Below are 24005 nucleotides of genomic sequence, written 5' to 3' on the forward strand. Positions count from 1 at the left end.
TTGAAAAGGAGCGGAACTTGGCAGGCAACCTGACCCGGGACGAAGCGCGCGAACGCGCCCGGCTGTTGAAGGTCGAGTCGTACGAGGTGGCCCTCGACCTGACGGAAGGGGACGAGCGCTTCGAGAGCGTCACCACGGTCCGCTTCGCCGCCGCCACCCCCGGGTCGTCCACCTTCATCGACCTGCACGGCGCGCACGTCCGCCAGGTCACACTCAACGGCGAGGACCTCGACGTCTCCGCCTACGACGCCGAGAAGGGCCGCTTCCCGCTCCCCTCGCTCGCCGCCTCCAACGAGCTGCGCGTGGACGCCGACTGCTCCTACATGCGCACCGGCGAGGGCCTCCACCGGTTCGTGGACCCGGTGGACCAGGGCGTCTACCTGCACAGCCAGTTCGAGACGGCCGACGCGCACCGCATGTACGCGTGCTTCGACCAGCCCGACCTCAAGGCCACCTTCCAGCTCACCGTGCTGGCCCCGGCCGGCTGGGAGGTCGTCAGCAACGCCGCCGCGACCGAGGTCGAGGACCTGCCCGAGCAGGCCGGCCGGCACGGCACCGTGCAGGCGGCCAAGCGGTGGACGTTCGCCACCACGCCGGTCATGTCCACCTACATCACCGCGCTGGTCGCCGGGCCGTACCACAAGGTCACCTCCGAGCACGACGGCATCCCGCTCGGCCTGTACTGCCGCGCCTCGCTCGCCGAGCACCTCGACGCGGACAACATCTTCGAGGTCACCCGGCAGGGCTTCGACTTCTTCCACCGCGTGTTCGGGGTGCGCTACCCGTTCGGCAAGTACGACCAGCTCTTCGTGCCCGAGTTCAACGCCGGCGCGATGGAGAACGCGGGCTGCGTCACGTTCCTGGAGGACTACGTCTTCCGCTCCCGCGTCACCGACGCCGTCGTCGAGCGGCGCGCCGAGACCATCCTGCACGAGATGGCCCACATGTGGTTCGGCGACCTCGTCACCATGCGCTGGTGGGACGACCTGTGGCTGAACGAGTCGTTCGCCACCTACATGTCCGTGCTCGCCCAGGCCGAGGCCACCCGGTGGGGCGGCGGCGCGTGGACGACGTTCGCGAACGTGGAGAAGGCCTGGGCCTACCGCCAGGACCAGCTCCCCTCCACCCACCCCATCGCCGCCGACATCCCGGACATGCAGGCGGTCGAGGTCAACTTCGACGGCATCACGTACGCCAAGGGCGCCTCGGTGCTCAAGCAGCTCGTCGCGTACGTGGGGCTGGAGAACTTCCTGGCCGGCGTCCGCGACTACTTCGCCGACCACGCCTGGGGCAACACCGAGCTGAAGGACCTGCTCGACGCCCTGGAGCGCACCTCGGGCCGCGACCTGTCCGCCTGGTCCAAGGACTGGCTGGAGACGTCCTGGGTCAACACGCTGCGCCCCGACTTCGACGTCGAGGACGGCCGCTTCACCCGCTTCGAGGTGCTGCAGGAGGCCCCGGCCGACTACCCGACGCTGCGCTCGCACCGCATCGCCATCGGCCTCTACTCGCTCGACGGCGGCACGCTGACCCGCACCAAGCGGGTCGAGCTGGACGTCGTCGGCGCGCGCACCGCCGTGGCCGAGCTGGTCGGCGCGGAGCAGCCCGACCTGGTGCTGCTCAACGACGACGACCTCACCTACGCCAAGATCCGCCTGGACGACCGGTCGCTGCGCACGCTCGTCGACGGCGGCATCGCGAAGTTCACCGAGTCGCTGCCGCGGGCGCTGTGCTGGTCGGCGGCCTGGGACATGACCCGCGACGGCGAGATGCCCGCCCGCGACTACGTCAAGCTGGTCGTCTCGGGCGCGAGCGTCGTCACCGACCTGACCGTCCTGCAGACGATCCTGCGCCAGGCGCGCCAGACCGCCCAGCAGTACGCCGACCCGGCCTGGCGGGCCGAGGGCCTGCGGCTGCTGGCCGCCGAGCTGCGCTCGCTGCTGGCCGGCGCCGCCCCCGGCTCCGACCACCAGCTCGCCTACCTCCAGGCGTTCGCGCCGGTCGCCACCTCCGCCGAGGACCTCGACCTGCTGGCCGGCATCCTCGACGGCAGCGCGGTGCCCGAGGGGCTGACCGTGGACGCCGACCTGCGCTGGAGCCTGGTCCTCGCGCTCGTCTCCGCCGGGCGGATCGACGAGGCCGGCATCGCGGCCGAGCTGGAGCGCGACCGCACGGCCACCGGCGAGCGCTCGGCCGCGACGTGCCGGGCCGCGCTGCCGACCGCCGAGGCCAAGGCCGCGGCCTGGGACCGCATCGTGGGCGGCGAGCTGGCCAACCACATCGCGCGCGCCACGATCGCCGGGTTCCAGGACCCGCGCAACGCCGAGCTGCTGGCGCCGTTCCGGGACAGGTACTTCGCCGAGGTCGGGCGGATCTACAAGGAGTGGACGTTCGACCAGGCGTCGTCGTTCGCGGTGGGCTGCTTCCCCGCCCTGCTGTTCGAGGAGGCGACCGTGCGCGCCGCCGAGGACTACCTGACGGTCGAGCAGCCGCCGCAGGCGCTGCGCCGGCTGATCCTGGAGGGCGCCGACGGCGTCCGCCGCGCCCTCCGCAACCAGGAGCGGGACGCCGCCTCCTCCTGACGCGCGCCGCCCGGCCCCCCGTCCGCCCCCCTCCCGACGGGGGGTCGGACGGGAAGGTGAGTGTTTCCTACCTGCGCCGATCCCGGCGACGCCCGGACGGGCGGGGGCGTCCGACACCTCCGCCGACATGGCCTGGTCACCCGGGAGCCGGTGTTAGCCTCGACTACGTGCTAGGCGCGGGGACCACGCTCAACGACCGCTACGTGCTGGCCGGTCGCCTCGGCGGCGGCGGCATGGGCGAGGTCTGGCGTGCCGACGACAAGGTGCTCGGCCGCGCCGTCGCGGTCAAGGTGATGACGCCCGCGCTCACCGAGAACGCCACCTTCGCCCAGCGCTTCCAGAACGAGGCCAGGGCCATGGCCACGCTCACGCATCCCGGCGTGGTCGACGTCTACGACTACGGCACCTGCGAGGTCGCCGGGCGGCAGATCACCTTCCTCGTCATGGAGTACGTCAGGGGCGAGTCGCTCGACCGCGTGCTGCGCCGCGGCCCGCTCGACGTCGCCGCGGCCGTGCGGCTGGTCGCCGAGGTCGGCGACGCCCTGGCCGCCGCGCACGCGCAGGGCATCGTGCACCGCGACGTCAAGCCGGCCAACCTCATGGTCCGCGAGGGCGGCGGGGTCGCGCTCACCGACTTCGGCATCGCGCACTCGGTCTCGGCCGGGCACCTGACCGCCACCGGGCAGATGCTCTGCTCGGCGGGCTACTGCGCGCCCGAGATGGCCACCTCCAGCGAGGTGACGCCGGCGGTCGACGTGTACGCGCTCGGCGTCGTGGCCTACGAATGCCTGACCGGGCGGCCGCCCTTCCAGGGCGAGACCCCCGTGCAGATCATCTTCAAGCACCTCAACTCACCCGTGCCCGAGCTGCCCGAGGACGTGCCCGCCGGGGTGCGGGCCGTGGTGACGCGGGCGTTGCAGAAGACGCCCGAGCAGCGCTGGCCGTCCGCCGCCGCGATGGCCGCGGCCGCCCGCCAGGCCATGGCCGCCCCGGCACGGTGCCGCCCGGCGCCGTCGCCGTGCCCGGCGGCGTTCCGGGCCGGGCGCCGCTTCCGGGCTGGGCGGCGTTTCCGGCCGGGCGGTCGCGCCGGGCGGGCCACGCCGCCGTCGGGGTGGGCGCCGGGGCGAGCGCCGGGGTCGCCGCCGGGACGGCCGCGGGCGGGTTCGGCCCGACCGCGGGCGGGTTCGGGCCGACCGCGGGCGGGTTCGGATCGACTGCGGGCGCGTTCGGATCGACCGCGGGCGCCGGTGGCGGCGCGACCGCCGGCGGGGCCGGCGCGGGCGGGCTGCCCGGCACCGTTCCCGGCACCCTGCCCGGCGACGGCGGGCGACGGCGGCGCAGGACGACGCGCGTGGTGCTCACCGTGGCCGCCTCCGTGCTCGTGTCGGCCGGGGTCGCCGGGGCCGTGTGGCTGCGCTCGTCGCCGACGTCCGGCCAGACCACCGTGACGCCGACGAGCGTGGCCGACACCACCGCCACCACCAGCCCGAGATCCCCGGCCACCACGAGGTCGCAGAGCCAGCCGCCGGTCCGGCAGGTCCCGACGGCCGCGCCGACGCGCGGCGCCACCCCGGCGCCCACGCCCTCGGTGACGGTCACCCCCACCACGTCCGTCCCGCAGACGCCGACCTCGCAGCCCACCACGCCCGCGCCGACGACGAAGGAGCCGTCGCAGGAGCCCTCAGCCGAGCCCACCCAGCCCGGCCCGGAGGAGCCCACGGCGGAGCCGAGCGTGACGGCCCCGGCAGGTGAGGTGCAGTGCGTCCGCGAGCCCTGCCCGTGACGGTCCCGTGCCGCCGCGGCGCCGGGTACGTGGGCGCTTCGCGATCGTGAGAAAGTCGTCGCGTGGATACGACTCGTGACCTGCTCATCGCCCTGGCCCGCCGCTACGCCTTCGCCGACCTCGGTGCGCTCGCGCCGGCGGCGGAGATCGCGGACGTGTGCGAGTTCGGGCACCGGCTGCTCTCCCTCGACGCCGAGGACTTCGCGGCCGAGGCCAGGAGCGTGCCGGCCGAGCTGCGGCGCCGGGCGCGGGCCTGCCACATGCCGCAGACGCCCCGCGAGCAGCCGCGCGGCGCGCTGGAGTCGCTGCGGCCGGCGTACGGGCTGCTACTGGAGGTGATCGCGGTGCGGTGGCACCGGCGGGAGCTGAGCCCGATGATCGCCGCCGTGCACATCGCCAGCGAATACCTTCCGCTGCTGGCGTTCGAGCCGCATCTCGGGCACGCGGGCGACCCGGCCCGCTGGCCGGCCGGGCTGAGCGCGCCGGGCAGCAGGTTCGGGGTGATCGGCGACCGGGAGTGCGACCACACCAAGTCCGAGCAGTCGGCGACCAACCGCACGCTGCGGGTGTCGGTGGAGCCGGGCGAGGGGTGGCGGGCGTACTTCGACCGGCAGCACAGCCAGGTGGCGGGCGCGCTCGCGGTGTGCGTGGCCGCCTGCCGCAACCCCTGCTCGGCGATGGACTGGATCGATCCCGAGCCGCGCGCCGACCTGCACGTACGAGCCCGCACGGCGCTGGCCTTCGCCGAGACCCCGCTGGTGCGGCTGCGGCACGCCGCGCCGGTGGGGCACGGGTTCGGGGTGCCGTCGCCGGAGGAGGTGCTGGACGCCTGGGAGCGCAGCCGCCTGGCGCTGGACAAGAACCCGGTCGGCACGGCGGCGATGAAGGACGACGGCTTTCCGCTGCCGGGCCTGCCCTCCCTGTTCGCCGCGGTGGCGGAGGCGGCCATCGAGCCCGCCACGCTGCTGCGCGGCGTCAGCGACCACGTCGTGCGGCTGCTCGAGAGCCCCGGGCTGTCGCTCTGACCGGCAGGAGCGGCACGGGCCCGCCGCCGCCGGAGCGTCAGCGGCGGGCGGTGGCCTGCTCGCCCAGGGCGTTGATGCCGTAGAGGATGCCGCCGACCAGGTCGCCGACGCTGAAGGCGGTGGCCATGGACATCGCGGTCAGCCGGCAGGCGGCGTCGCCGAGGCGGCGGCGGGCGCGCTCGCCGGTGACGATCTCCAGGCCGCGGCCCTTGAGGTCGACCAGCAGCACGACGGCGTCGGGGGCCTCGTCGCCGAGCGCGGCGTGCAGGCGCTCGGCGAAGTGGCGGCGCCCGCCGCCGGCGGGCTCGCCGAGGAAGAGCCCGAACCGCAGCCCGCTGCGCCCTTCGGCGGCGTGCAGGGCCTGGCGGATGTCGTCGGCCTGGGCGCTGGTCAGTCCGCGCATCGTCACCTCACCATCCGGCCGAGGCGCCGCCGACGTGCCTGCTCGGCTCCGCCGTCTCGGCCGCGGCCACCCAGTCGTTGTCGGGCACCGCGCCCCAGTGCGCCGCCCGTTCGGCGAGGACGAGCCCCGACGTGCTCACCCCGCGCTCGCTGCCGTGCGGCCCGCCGAGCCACACCGGGCCGGACCCGACGCGCCGCTGCGCCCCGCGCCCCGGCACCATGACCAGCAGGCTGATCAGCACGAACAGCCCCATGGACACCCCGATGAGAAAGAGCAGGATCTCTGCCGCGCTGTTCACACCCTGAACGTAGACCTCGTGCGCGAGTCCGGCCAGACCCCAGGCGCCCCGGGAGTTATGATCTTGCGAGAGACCTGAGAGCTCTCTAGAGAAGAACGATGTTAATACCCCGAAAACGGGCGCGGAACACGATGAGCTGGGCCATAAAACTATGGACAGGGCAACACTAGGATTCGGCAAGATTCCCGGGCTACGGTGAGTTGCGTGGACACCGACAACCAGCGAGAAGACGGCCACGACGCCTCGCCCATCTGGGTGGACGAGCGGCCAGAAGGCGAGCGAGCCGCCGCCGCGAAGCCCTCGGCGCCCACCTCCACGTACGCGCCGGTGCCCCGCGCGTCCGTGCGCGAGCTGCTGATGCAGCCACGCTTCCGCCGGCTGCGCACCCGCGTGCTGGTCGGGCTCGCCGCGGCGATCGTCGTGGGCGTCCTCGCCAAGGACTGGCGGATCGGCGTGACCGCGGGCGTGATCGCCGCCGTCCTGGAGGCGGTCTACCGGGCACGTTCCAACTCGTCCGTGCCGGCGTGGCGGCGGGCCTCCGTCGCGGAGCGGCGGACCGAGGCGCAGCTCCGCAAGCTGGAGCGCCTGGGCTACCGCACGCTGCACGCGCGCGCGATCCCCGACACCGAGCAGCAGATCGACCACCTCGTGGTCGGGCCGACCGGCGTGTACGCCGTCGACTCCGAGAAGTGGGACAAACGCCTGCCGGTGCGCGTCCAGTCGGGCAAGAAGCTCTTCCACGGTCCCTTCGACCAGAAGCAGCGCCTGACGCACGCCAAGTTCGAGGCGTCGAAGGCGAGCGAGCTGATCAGCGCCGAGTTCGGCCGCGAGGTGCCGGTGGTGCCCTCGCTGGCGATCTACGGGCCGGCCGTGCCGTGGAAGATCATGACGATCCGCGGCGTGGACGTCTACCAGGGCGACCGGGCCCGCAAGTGGATCACCAAGCGGGAGCGGGCGCTGACCCCGGCCGAGATCGACAAGATCTACGCCATCGCCGCCCAGGTGCTGCCCGCCCGCTACGGCGAGGGCTGAGCGCTCAGCGGTACATCCGCGGGATCTCCTCGCACCAGGGGAAGAAGTCCTGCTTGGCCGCGGCGGCGATGTTGCCGCAGGCCCCCACGTGGGCCGGGCGCGCGGCGCCGCGGGCGTGCAGGATCAGCACGGCCTTGTCCACGGGGTACTGCCGGGGCGAGTCGGAGCCGAAGTCCAGCGCGCCGGTGGCGCCCTCGATGGCGTGGCCGCTCTGGCCCGGCACGTAGAGGGTGCCGAGCTGGCGCCAGACGGTGTAGGAGTTCACCGGCACGTGGTGGCTCTCCTTGCCGAGGCGGCGGATCGCGGTGATCATCGTCTCGGTGGCGTCGTAGGAGAGCGCGGCGTGGCCGTCCAGCGTGCGCCCCGGCCCCGGCTCCTCGCACTCGAAGCGGAAGGTGGCGAACAGGTCGGTGCAGAAGTCGTGCCGCTGCTCCTCGTCGCACCGGTTGGGCGCGGCGGCGAACGACTCGTAGGAGTAGCCGACCTGGCTGACGGCCGAGCGCAGCCGCACGTCGGCGGCGTAGCGGGTGACGTCGTCGCCGCCCAGGATGACCGGCGGCGCCTGCGCGCACCGGTCGGCGACGCCCTTGACGAACTCGGCGAAGTCGGGGATGCCGCGCCCGGCGAAGTACACCGGCCCGTCGAAGCCGCAGGCCGACACGCCCGCGTCGCGCGGCTCTCCCGCGTACGGGTCGGTGCTGCGGTCGGCCGGGCCCGGCTTGGCCAGTTGCCGGCCCTGGCCGGGGCGTCGAGCGTCAGGTAACCAACGTCCGAACCGTGGACGGTTGTCTCAGGTGCCGGGCAAGGGTCGTACCATGTGAAGACTCGACAGCGACGGGAGTAGCACGATGCCGACCCTCAGGTCACGTACGGTCACCCACGGCAGGAATATGGCCGGTGCCCGGGCCCTGCTCCGGGCGACCGGCGTAGCCGGGAGCGATTTCGGCAAGCCGCTGGTGGCCGTGGCCAACAGCTTCACCCAGTTCGTCCCCGGTCACGTGCACCTGCGCGAGGTCGGCGACGTGGTGGCCGCCGCGGTGCGCGAGGCGGGCGCCATCCCCCGCGAGTTCAACACGATCGCGGTCGACGACGGCATCGCGATGGGCCACGGCGGCATGCTCTACTCGCTGCCCTCCCGCGAGCTCATCGCCGACGCGGTCGAGTACATGGTCAACGCCCACTGCGCGGACGCGCTCATCTGCGTCTCCAATTGCGACAAGATCACCCCGGGCATGTTGCTGGCCGCCTTCCGGCTCAACATCCCGACGGTCTTCGTCTCCGGCGGCCCCATGGAGGCCGGCAAGACGCCGGGCCGCAAGCTCGACCTCATCGACCCGATGATCGCCTCCGCCGACGACTCCGTCTCCGACGCCGAGCTGCTGGAGATGGAGGAGAGCGCCTGCCCCACCTGCGGCTCCTGCTCGGGCATGTTCACCGCCAACTCGATGAACTGCCTGACCGAGGCCATGGGCCTGGCGCTGCCCGGCAACGGCACGATCCTCGCCACCCACAAGGCCCGCAAGCAGCTCTTCGAGGACGCCGGCCGCGCGCTGGTGGAGATCACCCGCCGCTACTACGAGGAGGGCGACGAGTCGGTGCTGCCGCGCTCGATCGCCACCCGCGAGGCGTTCGAGAACGCGATGACCCTCGACGTCGCCATGGGCGGCTCGACCAACACGATCCTGCACATCCTGGCCGCGGCCCGCGAGGCCGAGGTCGACTTCGGCCTCAAGGAGATCAACGAGATCTCGCTGCGGGTGCCCTGCCTGTGCAAGGTCGCCCCGGCCACCGCCAAGTACCACGTCGAGGACGTCCACCGGGCCGGCGGCATCCCCGCCATCCTGGGCGAGCTCGACCGGGCCGGGCTGCTGCACCGCGACGTCTCCACGGTCAACGGCGGCACGCTGGGCGACCTGCTGGCCGCCTGGGACGTCAGGTCGCCCGAGGTGCGGCCGGAGGCCGTCGAGCTGTGGCACGCCGCGCCCGGCAACGTGCGCACGGTCAAGGCGTACTCGCAGGACAACCGCTGGGACGACCTCGACCTCGACCGGGCCACGGGCTGCATCCGCGACCTGGAGCACGCCTACAGCGCCGACGGCGGCCTGGCCGTGCTCTACGGCAACATCTCGCGCGACGGCGCGGTGGTGAAGACCGCCGGCGTGGACGAGTCGATCTGGACCTTCAGCGGCCCGGCGGTGGTGTTCGAGTCGCAGGAGCAGGCCGTGGAGGGCATCCTCGGCGGGCGGGTCAAGGCGGGCGACGTCGTCGTCATCCGCTACGAGGGCCCGAAGGGCGGCCCCGGCATGCAGGAGATGCTCTACCCGACCTCGTTCCTCAAGGGCAAGGGCCTCGGCAAGGTGTGCGCGCTGGTCACCGACGGCCGCTTCTCCGGCGGCACCTCGGGCCTGTCCATCGGGCACGCCTCGCCCGAGGCGGCCGAGGGCGGCGCGATCGCGCTGGTCGAGGACGGCGACATCATCGACATCGACATCCCCAACCGGTCGATGGAGCTGCGCGTGCCGGAGGCCGAGCTGGCCGCGCGGCGCGAGCGGCTGCTGGCCGACCTGGGCGGCTACCGGCCGCGCGACCGCCAGCGGCCGATCACCGCGGCGCTGCAGGCGTACGCGGCGATGACGACCTCCGCCTCGACGGGCGCCTCGCGGGACCTGTCGCAGCTGTCGAAGTGAGGTGCGGCCGGCGCGGCGGGCGACAGGGTTCTCGCCCGCCGCGCCGGAACGTCCGGGCACCTGTCCTTCCGGACAGGTTTTCGAAAAATGTCGGTCGTCGTCCGTATTCTTTGGGTATGACGACAGTCGTGAAGCACGATACTCGCCCGCTGACGACCGCCGAGATCGCCGCCCTCGCACTCTCCCTCGCCCACCTCGGCGCGGGTCCCCAGGCCGTCACCGCCCGGCGCGGCCTGCAGCACGCGCTCCAGCACCTGGAGCTCGACGACGACGTCATCGCCACCACGCTCACCACGCTGACCGAGCCGCTGCCCCTGGAGGTCGCCTCCCGGGCCCGGCTCATGGCCGACGCCATCACCAGCCGCCTCATGATCCGCCTGCACTACCGCGACGCGGGCGGCAACATCACCGTCCGCGACGTCGAGCCGGTGACCTGCCTGGTCCACCGCGAGTACTGGTACCTCGTCGGCGTGTGCCGGATGCGGCGGGCCATCCGGGCCTTCCGCTTCGACCGCATCCTCGCGGTCGAGCCGACCCTCACTCCCGCGCGGCCGCACCTCGCCGACCGGTTCCTGCCGTTCCAGCGCCGCAAGCGGGCCAAGGCGGCCTGACCGGAGCCGCGCGGCCGAAACTGGGCGACACTTGACCGCCCGCCGCCTCGGCTCTTGGGGCGGCGGATGGCAGGCTCCCCGACATGCGCGTACGGGGGATCTCGCTCATCGCCGCCACCCTGCTGGCCGCCGCGCCGGGGTGCGCGGCGCCGCGCCAGGGAGGCGTGCGCCCGGCCGCCGGGGCGCAGCGTCCCGAGCCCGTGGTGGAGAGCGCGCTGCCGCCCGCCGACCGGCGCGCCCTCGACCGCGCGTTGCGGCGCTACCTCGCCGGGCGGCCCGGCCGGGCGGCGCTGGCGGTCCACGACCGCACCACCGGCGCGCGTTACTCCTTCGCCGAGCGGTCGCCGTTCCTGCTGGCCAGCGTGGCCAAGGTGGACATCCTGCTGGCGTTCCTGCTGCAAAGGCAGCAGGCGCGGCAGCCGCTGACGGCCCGCGAGCGGCTGCTGGCCGCGCGGATGATCCGGCACAGCGACAACGACAGCGCGCACGAGCTGTACCGGCGCGTCGGCGGGCCGCACGGGCTGCGGCGGGCGCTGCGCGCGCTGGGCGTCCAGCACACCGAGCCGGGCCCGGGGCCCTACTGGGGCTGGACCCGCAGCCGGCCCTCCGACCAGGTCAGGGTGCTGGAGCAGCTCACCGACCCGGAGGGGCCGCTCACCGCCCGGCACCGGCGCTACGCGCTCACGCTCATGTCGACGGTCGAGCGGTCGCAGGCGTGGGGCGTCGGCGCGGCCGCCCCCGGCGGGGAGGCGGCGCTCAAGAACGGCTGGCTGCCCGTCCACGACCACGGCGGCCTGTGGACGGTCAACAGCGTGGGCCGGCTGGCCGTCCACGGCCACGAGCTGCTCATCGCCGTGCTGTCGGAGCGCAGCCCCGACCTCGCGACCGGCGTGGCCACCGTCGAGCGCCTGGCCGAGCTGGCCGTGCGCACGCTGTCGCGCACCGGCGCCGGTCTCAGCGCCGCCTGACGGGCCTCCTGCGCGCCCCGCACGACGGGAGTACGCTGTCGGGACACGGTCCGGAGGCGCGGCTGCGACCGATCACCTTCGCCCAGGTGAGGTGAGCCATGGTTCTCGCCCTCCAGACCCAGGCCCAGGGCCGCTGGACCGTCGTGCGTCTGCTCGGCTGCGTCGACGACCAGCGGGCGCTCGCCCTGCGGGCCCGGCTGTTCCGCGCCGTGGACGCCTGCCCGCAGGTCGCGGCCGACCTGTCGGGCTGCCGGGTGACGGGCACCCGGTGGATCGGCGTGCTGCTGGACGCGGGCGAGCGGGCGCGGGCGCACCGGCACGCGTTCGCGGTGATCAGCCCGCGGCCGCACGCCGTGCGGCTCTGCCTGCCGGTGCTGGCCCGGGGCGGCCGGCTCCTGCTGTGCGAGTCGGCCGACGAGCTGCCCGGCCAGCCCTAGCGCCGGGTCAGGAGCAGCAGCCCCCGCCGCAGCAGCCCCCGCCCCCGCCGGCCGGGCGCGGGGCGGCGGCGCCGCCCGTCACGGCGACCGTGGACAGCAGCTTCACCGTGTCGTCGTGCCCCTCGGGGCACGCCGCCGGCTGGTCGGCGGCCGACATGGGGCGGGACACCTCGAACGTGGAGCCGCAGGCGCGGCAGCGGAAGTCGTAACGCGGCATGGCTCAAGCGTAGGTGATGTGCGCGTAGTCGGACACGGGCTCGTACCCGATGGCCTGGTAGATCGCGTTGCTGGTGGGGTTGGCCAGGTCGGTGAAGAGCACGACCTCCTCGCACCGCCCGGCCAGGCCGGCGGCGCTGGCGTACGCGGTGACCGCGGCGCCGTAGCCCCTGCGGCGGCGGGACGGCGGCGTGTACACCGGCCCCACCCGGCAGACCCCGCCCGCCGCCGGCGACAACGCCGCCAGGGCCACCGGCGCGCCGTCGTCCTCCCACACGAACAGCTCCCGCCGGGTGAGCCGCTGGGCGACCCGCTCGGCCGGGTCACCGCCCTCGCCGAGCCCCACCTCCTCGCCGAACGCCTGGTACCAGCTCACCAGCAGCGGGTAGTCGGCGGGCGTGGCGAGCCGGCCCTCCCCGGGCACCTCCGGCCGCCGCAGCGTGCCGAGGCGGTAGAGCCGTTCGGAGACCGTCCGGGCGGGCGGCCCCATCAGGCGCACGACCTCGTCGGTCAGCTCGACCCGGCCGACGATCGTGGGGAGGTCCCGGCCCAGCGCCTCGACCAGCGGCTCGACGGCCTCGACCGGCATGACGGCGAGCCCGACCGGGTACGGCGGCGTCCTGAAGGCCGCCCCGCGCACCTCGCCGCCCACCGTCCACCAGCCGAAGCGCGGGTCCGTGGCGGGCAGGCCGGCCCGCAGGTCGACCAGCACCGTCAGCGGGACGGTGTTGCCCACCGGGTCGCCGAGCAGGAAGGGCTCGGCGACCGCGGCGTACTCCTCGGGGTCGGAGGTGAAGGTCCACATGCCTGGCATGGTGCCAGGCCGGGACCTATCGGTTCAAAGCGGTTGTCAGGCCGCCGCCTCCAGGTAGGGCGCCCACTGGGGATCCCCGACGAGGGACGCGCCGATCAGCCTCCAGTGGGCGCCGCGTGGCACCGCCGGGCTGACGCTGAGCGTCCACCCCAGTTCCTCCAGGTACTTGTCGGCCTTGCGGTGGTTGCAGGTGGTGCAGGACGCCACGCAGTTCTCCCACGTGTGCGTGCCGCCCCGCGAGCGCGGGATGACGTGGTCGATGGTCTCGGCCCGCTGGCCGCAGTAGGCGCAGCGGTAGTTGTCGCGGCGCATGAGCGCCGCCCTGGTCAGGGGGATGCGCGACCGGTAGGGAATGCGGACGTATCTGCGGAGCCGGATCACCGAGGGCACGTCGAGCGTGCGGCTGGCGGAGCGCAGCACGGCGCCCCGCCCGTCGCGGTGCACGACGTCGGCCTTCTCCCGCAGCACCAGCACGATGGCGCGGTGCAGCGAGAGCGTGGTGAGCGGCTCGTAGGTGGCGTTCAGCAGCAGGACCTGGCGCGTCATCGGGCCTCTCCCCGCCGCGTGCGTATCAGAGGGGACATGCCGCGGCATGTCCCGGTTATCGGCCCCTCCTGGGGCACTCGTGCTTCCGTCACGTGGACCTCCGCCGGACGGCCCAGCGGATGGTCACCACGGCACCGTCCTGTCACCAAGTCTGGCGTTAGCAGTGCCGTCCCCGCCACCCCAAAACCACCCACCGGGCTGACTAGAGGGACGCACGGTACGTTTTATGCCCGCTTCACCAGCGCTTTACGCCACCTCCTTGGCAGTAGGGTTCCGAGCATGACGCGAGAGCCGTACCCGACCGCACGACGCGAAGAAATCATCGAAGACCTGCACGGAACACCCGTCCCCGACCCCTACAGGTGGCTCGAGGATCCCGACAGCCCCGAGACCAAGGGGTGGCTGCTCGCGCAGGGTGAGCTGTTCGGCCGTCGGAGGGGGCCGCAACGGTTCAAGAGCCGCATCGCCGAGCTGCTGAGGTCCGGCTCGGTCGGCGTGCCGACCTGGCGCGGCGAGCGCTACTTCTTCAGCCGCCGCACGCCCGACCAGGAGCACGCGGTCTACTACGTCGTCGAGCCCGACGGCACCGAGCGGCCGCTCGTCGACCCGATGGCGATCGACCCGTCCGGGCTGACCACGCTCGACGCCGTGCAGCCCGACAAGGAGGGCCGCCTGCTGGCCTACCAGCTCTCGGTGGGCGGCAACGAGGAGTCCGTGCTGTACGTCATGGACGTCGCCACGGGCGAGCGCGTCGAGGGGCCGATCGACCGCTGCCGCTACTCCCCCATCGCCTGGCTGCCCGGCGGCGAGGCTTTCTACTACGTGCGCCGGCTGCCGAGCACCGAGGTGCCGGAGAACGAGAGCCAGTTCCACCGCCGCGTCTACCTGCACCGGGTCGGCACCTCCACGGAGGACGACACGATGATCTTCGGCCAGGGGCTGAAGATGACCAACTACTACGGCGTCGGCGTCTCGCGCGACGGCCGCTGGCTGCAGATCTCGGCGCACGAGGGCACCGCGCCGCGCAACGACGTCTGGGTGGCCGACCTCACCGCGTCCAGGCCCGACAAGCCCGACCTCAAGGTGGTCCAGGAGGGCGTGGACGCGCAGTCGGGGCTGGTCTTCGGCCGCGACGGCCGCCTCTACGTGCACACCGACCGCGACGCGCCGCGCGGCCGGGTGTGCGTCACCGACCCCGCCGGGCCCGGCTACGACACCTGGCGCGAGCTGATCCACGAGGACCCCGAGGCCGTGCTGAACGACTTCGCCATCCTCGACGACCTGGAGCGCCCGGTCATGCTGGTGGGCTGGACCCGCCACGCGATCAGCGAGATCAGCGTGCACGACCTGGCCACCGGCGAGCGCCTCGGCGACGTCGCCACGCCCGGCCTGGGCTCGATCGGCGGCATCGCCGAGCGCCCCGAGGGCGGCCACGAGGCGTGGTTCGGCTACACCGACAACACCACCCCGCCCACCATCCAGCGCTACGACGCCCGCACCGGCGAGACCACGCTGTGGGCCGCCTCGCCGGGCGCGGTGCGGGTGCCCGAGGTCCGCACCGAGCAGGTCGTCTACCGCTCCGCGGACGGCACCGACGTCCGCATGCTGATCATCTCCCCCGCCGGCGAGGCCACCGGGCCGCGGCCGACCATCCTGTACGGCTACGGCGGCTTCGGCCTGTCCATGACGCCCGGCTACTCCGCCTCGATCCTGACCTGGGTGGAGGCCGGCGGCGTCTACGCCATCGCCAACCTGCGCGGCGGCGGCGAGGAGGGCGAGCAGTGGCACCGCGACGGCATGCTGGCCAACAAGCAGAACGTCTTCGACGACTTCCACGCCGCCGCCGAGCACCTGATCGCGACCGGCGTGACCACGCGCGAGCAGCTCGGCATCTCCGGCGGCTCCAACGGCGGCCTGCTCGTGGGCGCGGCCCTCACCCAGCGGCCCGACCTGTACGCGGCCGTGGTGTGCTCGGCCCCGCTGCTCGACATGGTCAGGTACGAGCTGTTCGGCCTGGGCGCGACCTGGAACGTCGAGTACGGCTCGGCCGAGGACCCCGAGCAGTTCGGCTGGTTGTGGGGCTACTCGCCGTACCACCACGTCAAGGAGGGTGTGGAGTACCCGGCGACGTTGTTCACCGTCTTCCAGTCCGACACCCGGGTGCACCCGCTGCACGCGTGGAAGATGTGCGCCGCCCTGCAGCACGCCACGGCCTCCGACCGGCCGGTGCTGCTGCGCAACGAGACCGAGGTGGGGCACGGCGCCCGCTCGATCAGCCGGTCGCTCGACCTCGCGGCCGACACGCTGACCTTCCTCGCCGCCCACACCGGGCTCTAGAGTCGGACGCGTGAGCACGCTGGGGCCGGTCATGGTCGAGGCCGCCCCCAGCCCTGCCCTGCGGCCGTACGTCACCCGCCTGACCGCCTACCGCGAGCGCCCGCCCGGGCCGCCGGTCACGCGGTCGGAGGCAGCGATCCCCGGCGCCGTGCTCATCCTGGCCTTCGGCACGCCGATGGAGGTGGCCGGGCGGCGGCTCACCGCGTTCACCGGGGGGCTGGGCGACCGCTTCACCGTCACCCGCACGCCGGGGCCGACGGAGGGCGTGCAGGTGGTGCTCACGCCGTTCGGCGCCAGGCGGCTGTACGGGCTGCCGATGCGCCACCTGACGAATCTCGTGCTGCCGGCCGCCGACCTGCTCGGGCCGTGGGCGGATGAGGTCGTGGAGCGGCTGGCGGGCACGCCGTCCTGGCGGGAGCGGCTGGCGCTGGTGGACCGGCTGCTGGTGGCGCGCGTGCACCGGGGGCCCGAGCTGGGGCCGCAGGTGCCGTGGGCGTGGGCGCGGCTGCTGGAGTCGGGCGGGCGGGTGAGCGCGCCGGAGCTGGCCGCGGCCCTCGGCTGGAGCCACCGGCATCTCGTGGCGCGCTTCCAGGACCAGGTGGGGCTGCCGCCGAAGACCGCGGCCCGGGTGATCAGGTTCGGCCGGGCGGCGCGGCTGCTGCGGGCCGGGGCCGCTCCCGCCCGGGTGGCCGCCGAGTGCGGCTTCTACGACCAGCCGCACATGAACCGCGAGTTCCGGGTGCTCGGCGACACCACGCCCGGTCAGATTCTTCCAAGACCCCGGGGCGCCCGCGCGGCATCCTGAGCCGCATGCAGCGAACCGTTTACGCGCTCGCCCGCTACCACGACTGCGGGGCGGCGCTCGACTTCCTGACCGCCGCGTTCGGCTTCCGGGCGCACGAGGTGTCCAAGAACGACGAGGGCGCGGTCCACCACGCCGAACTGCTCGTGGGCGGCGACCTCATCATGATCGGCCAGGGCCCGCCCGGCGGGCCGGGGATCTACGTGGCGGTGGACGACGTGGACGCGCATCATGACCGCGCGGTGGCGGCGGGGGCCGTGGTCACGATGGCGCTGGTGGACCAGCCGTACGGGTCGCGCGAGTACGGCTGCCGCGACCCCGGGGGCAACCTGTGGTGGTTCGGCACCTACCGGCCCTGAGCCGGGTTCACCGGGGGAAGACCACCGTCTTGTGGCCGTCGAGCAGCACCCGCTGCTCGGCGTGCCACTTGACCGCGCGGGCCAGCGTCACGCACTCGACGTCGCGCCCGATAGCCGCGAGGTCCTCCGGCGAGTGGCTGTGGTTGACCCGCGCCACCTCCTGCTCGATGATCGGCCCCTCGTCGAGGTTGGAGGTCACGTAGTGGGCCGTGGCGCCGATGAGCTTGACGCCGCGGTCGTGGGCCTGGTGGTAGGGCTTGGCGCCCTTGAACGACGGCAGGAACGAGTGGTGGATGTTGATCGCCCGCCCGGCCAGCTTCTCGCACAGGTCGGGCGAGAGCACCTGCATGTAGCGGGCCAGCACCACCAGGTCGACCTGGTAGTGCTCGACCAGCGTCAGCACCTCGGCCTCCTGCTTGGGCTTGGTCTCGGGGGTGATCGGCAGGTGGTGGTAGTCGATGCCGTACGACTGGGTGAGCGGGCGCAGGTCGGGGTGGTTGGAGGCGACGGCCACCACGTCGATGTCGAGCGTCTTGGCCTTGACCCGGTAGAGCAGGTCGTTGAGGCAGTGGTCGAACTTGCTGACCATGATCAGCACGCGCGGCTTGCGCGCCACGTCGCGGACCGTGAACTCCATGGCGAAGTCGGGGGCGAGCGCCGCGAAGGCGGAGCGCAGCTCGTCCTCGCCGAGCGGCCCGGCGAACTGCACGCGCATGAAGAAGCGCTGCGCGGCCCGGTCGCCGAACTGCTGGCTCTCGATGATGTTGCAGCCGTGACCCGCCAGCAGGCCGGAGACGGCGGCCACCACCCCTGGGCGGTCGGGGCAGGAGAGCGTCAGGATGTATTCGGCTGAGCTGGTCATGCGGTCACTCTCGCGGGCGTCGGGTCGTGGGTGCGGGTCGGGTGTCGGTCCGGGGCGTCTGGTGCCGGTACGGCTGGTGCTGGTCTGGGCAGGTTACCGGGCCGCGGGGGGGCTCACCGCCATCCCGCCCGCCACTCCTCCGTTGCGGCGGCCGGACCTGCAGCGTACCGGGCCGTCCCGTGGTGCTGAAGGGAGCACTGGGAGGCCGAATCCAGGGTATGTATCGGGCATTACGGACAATCGCTGGAACTCGGACATGGCCCGTCCTGCCCCGCAGGGCGGGCGGGGGTGGAGCGCGTGCCTTTGGACGCCGTCGTACTGGTCGTGGTCGCGGGCCTGTTCGCCGTGGTGTCCGGGGTCAACGACGGCGGCGCGGTCCTCGCCACCGGGCTCAAGCTGCCCACCGTGCGGCCGGCGTCCGGCGTCCTCCTCCTGACGGGCATGGTGGCGGCGGTGCCGCTGCTGTCGCACCAGGTGGCGCTGACGTTCGTGGACCGGCTGGCGCAGGCCGACCGGCCCGGCGGCCGGATCGCGGCGGCGGCGGCCGTGCTCGCGGCGCTCGGCGTGGTGGCCGCGCTCAGCGCCAAAGGCCGCCCGACCAGCCTCACCCTCGCCGTCGTGGGCGGGCTCACGGGGGCCGGTCTCGGCTGGGGGCTGCCGGTCTCGGCGGGGACGGTCGCGCAGGTGCTGGCGTTCGGCGTGGCGGCGCCGGTCGTGGGCGGGCTGCTGGCGTGGGCGCTCATCCGGGTGCTGGTGCTGGTCACCACGGCCCGGGGGCTCGGGCAGTGGCACCGGGCCGGGTTCCTGCTGCAGACGGTCGCGTACGCGGCCAACGACGCCCAGAAGATGCTCGCGCTGTTCATGATCGCGATCGGCTTCCGTGACGCGCCGGCCGCGTACACGTCGCTGGTCGCCGCGCTGTTCGCCCTCGGCGCCCTGTACGGGCTGCCCAAGGCCGGCCGGACGCTGGGCCGCGAGCTGATCGCCTCCCGTCCCGCGCACGGCGTCGCGGCCGAGCTGGCCTCGGGCGTGGCGGTGATCGGCTGCGCGGCGGCCGGGATGCCGGTGAGCATGACGCAGGCCGTGGCGGGCGGCCTGATCGGCGCGGGCGTCGCGCAGGGCAGCGGCCGGGTCCGCTGGCACGCGGCCGTGAAGATCGTGTCGGCCTGGACGCTGACGCTGCCGGCGAGCGCGCTGGCGGGCTGGCTCCTGGCCCTGGCGGTGAAGGGACTGATGGCGTGGTGAGCGGACACCGGCCGCCGCGGGCGGGTGGACCATGAAACGGCTGCGGCGGCTCAGGGACCTCATGACCGGCCGCATGGACACCGGCGTCACCGAGGCCCTGCTCGGCCAGCTGCAGGCCACCAAGGAAGGGGCCTGGCTGGCCATGGCCATGATCGGGGGCGAGGTCGGGCGCACCGGGGCGCACGAGCAGATGCGCGCCATCGAGCACCTCGGCGACGAGGAGCGCGCCCGCCTCATCGACGAGCTCAAGTCCGCCCTCGTCACGCCCATCGACCGGGAGGACCTGTTCCGGCTGTCCCGCTCGATCGACGACGTGCTGGACTCGCTGCGGGACTTCGTCCGCGAGTCCCACCTGTACCGGGTGCCGGACCAGATCCGCTTCACTCCCCTGCTCGACCAGGTCATCGTCGGCGTGGACGCGCTGGAGCAGGCGGTGCGCGACCTGGCCGCGAGCCCGTCGGCGGTCGCGGTGGACGCGCTGGAGGCGAAGAAGGCGGGCGGGGCGATCCGGCGGATGTACCAGTACGAGATCTCGCGGATCTTCTCCGGCGGCGAGCTGACGCCCGAGGCCATGAAGGAGCGGGAGCTGGTGCGGCGGCTGGAGATCGTCGGGGTGGCGATCGGGGAGGCGGCCGACGCCATCGCGGACGGCGCGATGAAACGCTGAACCCCGGCCCGGTGCTCTGAGCGGGCCGGCCGGTGCTCTGGAGGCGTTCGGCCGGTGCTCTGGCCAGGTGGGAGCATGGGGGCATGACGGGGCGAATGGGGCGGGCAGCCGCGGTGTGCGCCGCGCTCGGGGTGTTGTGGTGGGCCACCGTCCGCGTCGTCTGGCTCGGGGTGGGGTGCGAGGACTGGGGGTGCCTCGCGCCCTCCGTCGGGCTGCTGGTGGTGATCAGTCTGGTGCTGCTCGCCGGGTCCGTACGGGTGCTGGACCGGGTGGACGTACGGCCTGGGCGGCGGGTCGCGGCGGCGGCGGCCGGGACGCTGGTGGTGTTCCGGCTGGCCGGGGAGGCGCTGCCGTCGTGGACGTCGCAGTGGGCCGACCTGGCGGCGGCCGGGGCGGCGTTCGCGGCGGCGGGGGCGGTGGCCGCGTTCGTGACGGAGACGAAGGTGGCGCGCGGCTGGCGGCTCGCGACGGGCCTGGCACTGGTCGCGCTCCTACCGATCGCCCTGGCCATGGCCCTCGCCCGCGCAGGCCTCTGACCCGCCCCACGCCCCGCCCCCTGCCGCGCTCTGCCCCTCGTGTGGGCCGCCCCCGCTCGTGCCGCCCTTGACAGGAGGGCGGGCGCGCGAGACCGTTCCGTATACGGAACAGCAACCCTCACACGGAAGGCGCGCCCCATGGTGCGACCCAACTCCCGCTTCACCCACGTCCAGCCGTTCGACATCGACAAGGTGGCCGCCGCGGCCGGCGCCGACCCGGACGTGCTGCGCATGGAGAACCTCGACACCGACGTCCCGCCTCCGCCGGCCGCCGTCGCCGCCACCACGGAGTCGCTGCGGGCGGGCACCGGCAACAGCTGGCTGCCGTTCACCGGCCTGCCGGTGTTGTGCGAGGCCGTCGCGGCCGACCTGAGGAGCCGCACCGGCCTCGACTTCGACCCGCTGCGCCAGGTGGCGGTGACCTCGGGAGGCACCTCGGCGGTCCTGCCGACGCTGCTGGCGACCACCGAGCCCGGCGACCCGGTGGTGCTCACCGACCCCACGTACGCGGGCCTGCTCCAGCGCGTGCGCCTGTCCGGGGCCCGTCCGCACCTGGTGCCGCTACGGGTGGAGGGCGGCCGCTGGCGGCTCGACCGCGACGCGCTCGCCGCCGTGCCCGCGGCGGCGGCCCTGCTGCTGATGAGCCCGTCCATGCCGTCGGGCGTCGTGCTCGACCGCGACGACTGGGCGGCGGTCGCCCGGCTGTGCGAGCGCACCGGCGCGTACCTGATCTACGACGCCGCCATGGAGCGCCTGGTCTTCGACGGCCGCCCGCGCGTCAACCCCTGCCAGGTGGACGGCCTCGCCGAGCGCACGATCATCATCGGCTCGGTGTCCAAGGAGTACCGCATGATCGGCTGGCGGATCGGCTGGGTGGCGGGCCCGCCGGACGTCATGGCGCGGATCATGGTGGCGACCGTCTACAACACCACGGTCGCCGGCGGCTTCCAGCAGCACGGGGCCGCCGCGGCGCTCACCGACCCGGCGGGCGGCGGCGTGGCGGAGGCGGCGGCCGAGTACCAGGCCCGCCACGACACGGTGATCGCCCAGCTCGACGGGTTTCCGGTGGTGCGGGCGGACGGCGGCTGGTCCTGCCTGGTGGACGCCGAGGCCCTGGGGCTGGGCGCGGGCGAGCTGTCGGCCCGGCTGCTCGACCGGGGGCGGATCGCCGCCACCCCGATGACGGCCTGGGGGGCGACGGTCGCACCCCGGTACGTGCGGCTGGTCTTCAGCAACGAGCCGGTCGAGCGCCTGTCCGAGCTGCGCGCCCGCTTCACCGCCGCCCTCCCCTGACGTTCGCCCTCGCGGGAGCGCGTTCCGTTCCGGCCGGGCGGGTGGTCAGGGGCGGAGCAGGGTCTTGCCGACGACCGTGCGGGCCTCGATGGCCGCGTGCGCCGCCGCCGCCGACTCCAGGGGGACGACCGAGCCGATCACCGGCCGCAGGCGACCGGCCGCGGCCTCCGCCAGCGCCGCCCGGGCCAGCTCGCGCAGGTCGGCCGCCGGCCAGGCGACCGCCTTGACGCGCGGGTCGGGGACCGTCATCGGGCCGCCCGCCATGCCGTACACGCTGATCCGCCCGCCGTCCTTGAGCAGCCCCTGGGCAGCCGCCCCGATGTCGCCGCCCACGCCGTCGAAGACCACGTCGAGGCCGCCGGTCGCGGCGCGCACCTCGCCGGTCCAGCCCGGCCGCGTGTAGTCGACGGTCAGCTCCGCGCCCAGGGCGGCGGCCATCTCACGCTTGGCGGCGCCGCCGGCCGCGCCCACGACGCGCCCGGCGGCGCGGGCGAGCTGCACCAGCAGGCTGCCCACGCCGCCCCCGGCCGCCTCGACCAGCACCCACTCTCCCGGCGCGGGCGCGGCGCGCGCGTCAGGCCGAGCGCGGTGCGCCCGTCGGCCAGCAACGCCACCGCGTGCTCGGCCGGCACGCCCGCGGGCACCGGGATGACGTCCGCGGCGTCCGCCACGGCCAGCTCCGCGTAGCCGCCCTGGCCGCCGAGCGTCGTGACGACCCGGGCACCCGCGAGCGCGGGGTCGGCGCCCTCGCCCACCGCCACCACGGTGCCCGCGACCCCGTTGCCGAGGACGGCGGGCAGCTCGGCCCGGCGCGGGCCCCGGTCGGCGCGCACCTGCGTCTCCACGAAGGTCACGCCCGCCACCGCGACCTCCACCAGCACCTGCCCCGGCCCGGTGACCGGGTCCGGCACCTCCTCCACGGCCAGTTCCTCCGGCCCGCCGTACCGCCGCAACACCACCGCGCGCATGTCGTCCCCCTTTATCGGAGCAATACGCTCCGGAATCTATACCGGAGCGAAACGCTCCGCAATCCGGCTATCGTGGGCGCATGGCCAGACGCGGCAGGCAGGCCGAGGCGGCGCGCAACGATCTGCGGCTGCTACGGGCGGCGCACGAGGTGTTCACCACGCAGGGCTTCGACGCGCCGGTCTCGGCCATCGCCCGGCAGGCGGGCGTCGGCATGGGCAGCCTCTACCGCCGCTACCGCACCAAGGAGGAGCTGCTCCAGCGGTTGTGCCTGATCGCCATGGAACGCGTCGCCGAGGCCGCGGAGAGCGCGCTGGCCGAGGAGGACCCGTGGACCGGCCTGGCGGGGTACGTCCGGGAATGCGTGGCCCTGCGCTCCGGCGCGCTCGCCCCCGTCGCGGGCACCATCGAGGTCACCGACGCCATGTGGCGCACCTCCCGCCGCGCCACCGAGCTGGCCGGACGCCTGATCACCCGGGCCCGCGAGGCGGGCGCGCTGCGGGCCGACGTGACCGCGCTCGACGTCTCGCTGCTCATCGAGCAGTTCAGCCGTCCGGCCCCCGGCGCGCCCGACGCCACGCACGAGCAGGTCAAGCAGCGCCTGCTCGCCATCGCGCTCGACGGCCTGCGCGCGCCCGGCCGCACCGAGCTGCCCGGCGAGCCGCCGAGCCCCGAGTGGTACGAAGGCCGCTGGGCGAGGCGCCCCTAGGGTCTACGGTGGGGTGCGTGGCGTTCAACCTGCTGCTCGACGACCTTGACCACAGCGCCGCGGCCCAGGCCGCCGGGATCCGGCGCGGCTACGGCGGGCCCCCCGCCCGCACGGTGAGCGCGCGCGCCGGCCTGACCCGGCTGCGCTGCGCCTCGCTGCTGAAACCCCTGTACGCCTGGGTGAGCGCGGCCCGCATCCCCGACCACGCGCGCTGGCGCCGCCACGCCGAGCCCGCCGTCGTCGTCTCCTCCAACGCCGACACGCTCGGCCTGTGGCTCGCCGTCGGACCGAAGGTCATCCTCGACGACCTGCGCGAACGCACCGGCGTGTCCTGGGCCCCGCCCAACGGCGACCCCTCGCGGTTCGGCTCGGTCGAGGTGTCGGCCGACGAGGTCGCGAGCGCGTACGCGGCCCTCGCCCAGTCGGCGTCGGCCGGCGACCCGGTCGCCTCCGACGTGCTGCGCTGGATGCGGCTCGTGGAGGGCGAGCAGACGTTCGGCGCGCGGGAGGCGCTGGGCTCGGCCGAGGCGGCGGTCAAGTGCGGCTGGTACGGCGCGCCCGACGAGACCTGCCTCCGCACCCACGCCGTGGCCGTGCTGCCGCGCGGCGGCACCCGGGTGACGGTCGTGGTCGGCATGACCGCGCTGCCCTTCACCGACGCGGCCGATCGCGAGCTCTACCGGGAGCGCGTGGCCAAGGGCCTGCCGGTGGAGCACGTGCACGACAAGCTGGCGGGCGGGCTGCTGCGCGAGCTGATGGCGACGACCCTGGCCGAGCTGGGCGGCACCGCGGACCGCGCGTCGCGCCGCCCCTGACCCGCCTCGTCC

The 24005-nt window shown here is 74.2% G+C and carries 27 protein-coding genes; 18 read left to right on the forward strand and 9 right to left on the reverse strand.

The features are described from left to right. The first annotated feature begins 17 nt into the window (after positions 1 to 17). The 4 genes from pepN to MF672_RS29770 all read left to right on the forward strand — a co-directional run bounded on the left by pepN (position 18) and on the right by MF672_RS29770 (position 5390). A complete protein-coding gene (gene pepN / locus MF672_RS29755) occupies positions 18 to 2582 on the forward strand; it encodes an aminopeptidase N (protein WP_242381128.1) in 2565 nt (854 codons plus the stop codon). A 167-nt stretch (positions 2583 to 2749) separates the two neighbouring features. After that, positions 2750 to 4030 (forward strand): serine/threonine-protein kinase, encoded by a 1281-nt coding sequence (locus MF672_RS29760; protein ID WP_247815478.1) that lies wholly within the window; start codon positions 2750 to 2752, stop codon positions 4028 to 4030. After that, positions 3934 to 4365: a hypothetical protein gene (locus tag MF672_RS29765; protein WP_247815479.1), complete on the forward strand. Its 432-nt coding sequence runs from the start codon at positions 3934 to 3936 to the stop codon at positions 4363 to 4365. The genes MF672_RS29760 and MF672_RS29765 overlap by 97 nt, the downstream gene beginning before the upstream one ends. 62 nt (positions 4366 to 4427) lie before the next feature. After that, the gene (locus tag MF672_RS29770) at positions 4428 to 5390 is read left to right on the forward strand and encodes a hypothetical protein (RefSeq protein WP_242382131.1); all 963 of its coding nucleotides are present in this window, start codon (positions 4428 to 4430) and stop codon (positions 5388 to 5390) included. 37 nt (positions 5391 to 5427) lie between these two features. On the opposite strand, the gene MF672_RS29775 is transcribed toward MF672_RS29770, so the two are convergent. Together MF672_RS29775 and MF672_RS29780 are read right to left on the reverse strand one after the other, a co-directional pair. Beyond that, complete coding sequence (locus MF672_RS29775; protein ID WP_242382132.1) at positions 5428 to 5793, reverse strand: DUF5130 family protein; 366 nt, start codon at positions 5791 to 5793, stop codon at positions 5428 to 5430. A gap of 7 nt (positions 5794 to 5800) precedes the next feature. Continuing rightward, positions 5801 to 6091 (reverse strand): hypothetical protein, encoded by a 291-nt coding sequence (locus tag MF672_RS29780; protein WP_242382133.1) that lies wholly within the window; start codon positions 6089 to 6091, stop codon positions 5801 to 5803. Positions 6092 to 6295: 204 nt separating this feature from the next. On the opposite strand from MF672_RS29780, the gene MF672_RS29785 reads away from it, so the two are divergent. Next, on the forward strand, positions 6296 to 7123 hold the full coding sequence (locus MF672_RS29785; RefSeq protein WP_242382134.1) for a nuclease-related domain-containing protein: 828 nt from the start codon (positions 6296 to 6298) through the stop codon (positions 7121 to 7123). A 4-nt stretch (positions 7124 to 7127) separates the two neighbouring features. Here MF672_RS29785 and MF672_RS29790 read toward each other — a convergent pair whose 3' ends face one another. After that, on the reverse strand, positions 7128 to 7784 hold the full coding sequence (locus tag MF672_RS29790) for a hypothetical protein (RefSeq protein WP_242382135.1): 657 nt from the start codon (positions 7782 to 7784) through the stop codon (positions 7128 to 7130). A 187-nt stretch (positions 7785 to 7971) separates the two neighbouring features. Here MF672_RS29790 and ilvD point away from each other — a divergent pair, with 187 nt between their 5' ends. From ilvD to MF672_RS29810, 4 genes are all read left to right on the forward strand, one after another. Beyond that, positions 7972 to 9810 carry a dihydroxy-acid dehydratase gene (gene ilvD, locus MF672_RS29795; protein WP_242382136.1) on the forward strand — a complete coding sequence of 613 codons (1839 nt, stop codon included), beginning with the start codon at positions 7972 to 7974 and terminating at the stop codon, positions 9808 to 9810. Between the two features lie 116 nt (positions 9811 to 9926). Further along, positions 9927 to 10421, forward strand: a complete 495-nt coding sequence (locus MF672_RS29800) for a WYL domain-containing protein (protein ID WP_242382137.1) — start codon at positions 9927 to 9929, stop codon at positions 10419 to 10421. An 83-nt stretch (positions 10422 to 10504) separates the two neighbouring features. After that, positions 10505 to 11389, forward strand: coding sequence for a serine hydrolase (locus MF672_RS29805; RefSeq protein WP_242382138.1), 885 nt, complete (start codon positions 10505 to 10507; stop codon positions 11387 to 11389). 98 nt (positions 11390 to 11487) lie between these two features. Then, positions 11488 to 11826: an STAS domain-containing protein gene (locus MF672_RS29810; RefSeq protein ID WP_242382139.1), complete on the forward strand. Its 339-nt coding sequence runs from the start codon at positions 11488 to 11490 to the stop codon at positions 11824 to 11826. Positions 11827 to 11833: 7 nt separating this feature from the next. Here the strand turns inward: MF672_RS29810 and MF672_RS29815 are convergent, their stop codons facing one another. The 3 genes from MF672_RS29815 to MF672_RS29825 are packed head-to-tail and all read right to left on the reverse strand — an operon-like array spanning position 11834 to position 13402. Beyond that, positions 11834 to 12043, reverse strand: a complete 210-nt coding sequence (locus MF672_RS29815) for an FmdB family zinc ribbon protein (protein WP_242382140.1) — start codon at positions 12041 to 12043, stop codon at positions 11834 to 11836. 3 nt (positions 12044 to 12046) lie between these two features. Further along, positions 12047 to 12847 carry a GNAT family N-acetyltransferase gene (locus MF672_RS29820; RefSeq protein WP_242382141.1) on the reverse strand — a complete coding sequence of 267 codons (801 nt, stop codon included), beginning with the start codon at positions 12845 to 12847 and terminating at the stop codon, positions 12047 to 12049. Between the two features lie 45 nt (positions 12848 to 12892). Beyond that, positions 12893 to 13402 (reverse strand): HNH endonuclease, encoded by a 510-nt coding sequence (locus MF672_RS29825; protein ID WP_242382142.1) that lies wholly within the window; start codon positions 13400 to 13402, stop codon positions 12893 to 12895. A 279-nt stretch (positions 13403 to 13681) separates the two neighbouring features. On the opposite strand from MF672_RS29825, the gene MF672_RS29830 reads away from it, so the two are divergent. From MF672_RS29830 to MF672_RS29840, 3 genes are read left to right on the forward strand one after another with little or no spacing between them, the layout of a single operon-like run. Continuing rightward, positions 13682 to 15739, forward strand: a complete 2058-nt coding sequence (locus tag MF672_RS29830) for a prolyl oligopeptidase family serine peptidase (RefSeq protein ID WP_242382143.1) — start codon at positions 13682 to 13684, stop codon at positions 15737 to 15739. Between the two features lie 10 nt (positions 15740 to 15749). After that, positions 15750 to 16544: a helix-turn-helix domain-containing protein gene (locus MF672_RS29835; RefSeq protein ID WP_242382144.1), complete on the forward strand. Its 795-nt coding sequence runs from the start codon at positions 15750 to 15752 to the stop codon at positions 16542 to 16544. Positions 16545 to 16549: 5 nt separating this feature from the next. Beyond that, the gene (locus MF672_RS29840) at positions 16550 to 16900 is read left to right on the forward strand and encodes a VOC family protein (RefSeq protein ID WP_242382145.1); all 351 of its coding nucleotides are present in this window, start codon (positions 16550 to 16552) and stop codon (positions 16898 to 16900) included. 7 nt (positions 16901 to 16907) lie between these two features. On the opposite strand, the gene purU is transcribed toward MF672_RS29840, so the two are convergent. Continuing rightward, positions 16908 to 17762, reverse strand: coding sequence for a formyltetrahydrofolate deformylase (gene purU, locus MF672_RS29845; protein WP_242382146.1), 855 nt, complete (start codon positions 17760 to 17762; stop codon positions 16908 to 16910). A 297-nt stretch (positions 17763 to 18059) separates the two neighbouring features. Here purU and MF672_RS29850 point away from each other — a divergent pair, with 297 nt between their 5' ends. From MF672_RS29850 to MF672_RS29865, 4 genes are all read left to right on the forward strand, one after another. Beyond that, positions 18060 to 19007 carry an inorganic phosphate transporter gene (locus tag MF672_RS29850; RefSeq protein WP_242382147.1) on the forward strand — a complete coding sequence of 316 codons (948 nt, stop codon included), beginning with the start codon at positions 18060 to 18062 and terminating at the stop codon, positions 19005 to 19007. 31 nt (positions 19008 to 19038) lie between these two features. After that, positions 19039 to 19674, forward strand: coding sequence for a DUF47 domain-containing protein (locus MF672_RS29855; protein WP_242382148.1), 636 nt, complete (start codon positions 19039 to 19041; stop codon positions 19672 to 19674). Positions 19675 to 19757: 83 nt separating this feature from the next. Further along, the gene (locus MF672_RS29860; protein WP_242382149.1) at positions 19758 to 20210 is read left to right on the forward strand and encodes a hypothetical protein; all 453 of its coding nucleotides are present in this window, start codon (positions 19758 to 19760) and stop codon (positions 20208 to 20210) included. Positions 20211 to 20348: 138 nt separating this feature from the next. Then, the gene (locus MF672_RS29865) at positions 20349 to 21503 is read left to right on the forward strand and encodes a pyridoxal phosphate-dependent aminotransferase (RefSeq protein WP_242382150.1); all 1155 of its coding nucleotides are present in this window, start codon (positions 20349 to 20351) and stop codon (positions 21501 to 21503) included. 45 nt (positions 21504 to 21548) lie between these two features. Here MF672_RS29865 and MF672_RS51850 read toward each other — a convergent pair whose 3' ends face one another. Further along, positions 21549 to 22019 (reverse strand): zinc-binding dehydrogenase, encoded by a 471-nt coding sequence (locus MF672_RS51850; RefSeq protein WP_308210522.1) that lies wholly within the window; start codon positions 22017 to 22019, stop codon positions 21549 to 21551. Then, positions 21914 to 22471 carry an alcohol dehydrogenase catalytic domain-containing protein gene (locus tag MF672_RS51855; protein WP_308210523.1) on the reverse strand — a complete coding sequence of 186 codons (558 nt, stop codon included), beginning with the start codon at positions 22469 to 22471 and terminating at the stop codon, positions 21914 to 21916. Before MF672_RS51855 ends, MF672_RS51850 begins: the two co-directional genes overlap by 106 nt. An 80-nt stretch (positions 22472 to 22551) precedes the next feature. On the opposite strand from MF672_RS51855, the gene MF672_RS29875 reads away from it, so the two are divergent. Beyond that, positions 22552 to 23178 carry a TetR/AcrR family transcriptional regulator gene (locus MF672_RS29875; RefSeq protein ID WP_242375686.1) on the forward strand — a complete coding sequence of 209 codons (627 nt, stop codon included), beginning with the start codon at positions 22552 to 22554 and terminating at the stop codon, positions 23176 to 23178. A gap of 17 nt (positions 23179 to 23195) precedes the next feature. Then, the gene (locus MF672_RS29880; RefSeq protein WP_242375687.1) at positions 23196 to 23993 is read left to right on the forward strand and encodes a hypothetical protein; all 798 of its coding nucleotides are present in this window, start codon (positions 23196 to 23198) and stop codon (positions 23991 to 23993) included. Positions 23994 to 24005: the final 12 nt, after the last annotated feature.

Source organism: Actinomadura luzonensis (assembly GCF_022664455.2).
In the GTDB taxonomy this organism is placed as follows: domain Bacteria; phylum Actinomycetota; class Actinomycetes; order Streptosporangiales; family Streptosporangiaceae; genus Nonomuraea; species Nonomuraea luzonensis.

Excerpts from the sequence above, each read along its gene's own strand:
- MF672_RS29775 (WP_242382132.1), bottom strand. The coding sequence starts at position 5,793 with ATGCGCGGACTGACCAGCGCCCAGGCCGACGACATCCGCCAGGCCCTG.
- ilvD (WP_242382136.1), top strand. The coding sequence starts at position 7,972 with ATGCCGACCCTCAGGTCACGTACGGTCACCCACGGCAGGAATATGGCC.
- MF672_RS29800 (WP_242382137.1), top strand. The coding sequence starts at position 9,927 with ATGACGACAGTCGTGAAGCACGATACTCGCCCGCTGACGACCGCCGAG.
- MF672_RS29805 (WP_242382138.1), top strand. The coding sequence starts at position 10,505 with ATGCGCGTACGGGGGATCTCGCTCATCGCCGCCACCCTGCTGGCCGCC.
- MF672_RS29810 (WP_242382139.1), top strand. The coding sequence starts at position 11,488 with ATGGTTCTCGCCCTCCAGACCCAGGCCCAGGGCCGCTGGACCGTCGTG.
- MF672_RS29815 (WP_242382140.1), bottom strand. The coding sequence starts at position 12,043 with ATGCCGCGTTACGACTTCCGCTGCCGCGCCTGCGGCTCCACGTTCGAG.
- MF672_RS29820 (WP_242382141.1), bottom strand. The coding sequence starts at position 12,847 with ATGTGGACCTTCACCTCCGACCCCGAGGAGTACGCCGCGGTCGCCGAG.
- MF672_RS29825 (WP_242382142.1), bottom strand. The coding sequence starts at position 13,402 with ATGACGCGCCAGGTCCTGCTGCTGAACGCCACCTACGAGCCGCTCACC.
- MF672_RS29830 (WP_242382143.1), top strand. The coding sequence starts at position 13,682 with ATGACGCGAGAGCCGTACCCGACCGCACGACGCGAAGAAATCATCGAA.
- MF672_RS29840 (WP_242382145.1), top strand. The coding sequence starts at position 16,550 with ATGCAGCGAACCGTTTACGCGCTCGCCCGCTACCACGACTGCGGGGCG.
- purU (WP_242382146.1), bottom strand. The coding sequence starts at position 17,762 with ATGACCAGCTCAGCCGAATACATCCTGACGCTCTCCTGCCCCGACCGC.
- MF672_RS29855 (WP_242382148.1), top strand. The coding sequence starts at position 19,039 with ATGAAACGGCTGCGGCGGCTCAGGGACCTCATGACCGGCCGCATGGAC.
- MF672_RS29860 (WP_242382149.1), top strand. The coding sequence starts at position 19,758 with ATGACGGGGCGAATGGGGCGGGCAGCCGCGGTGTGCGCCGCGCTCGGG.
- MF672_RS29865 (WP_242382150.1), top strand. The coding sequence starts at position 20,349 with ATGGTGCGACCCAACTCCCGCTTCACCCACGTCCAGCCGTTCGACATC.
- MF672_RS51855 (WP_308210523.1), bottom strand. The coding sequence starts at position 22,471 with ATGCGCGCGGTGGTGTTGCGGCGGTACGGCGGGCCGGAGGAACTGGCC.
- MF672_RS29875 (WP_242375686.1), top strand. The coding sequence starts at position 22,552 with ATGGCCAGACGCGGCAGGCAGGCCGAGGCGGCGCGCAACGATCTGCGG.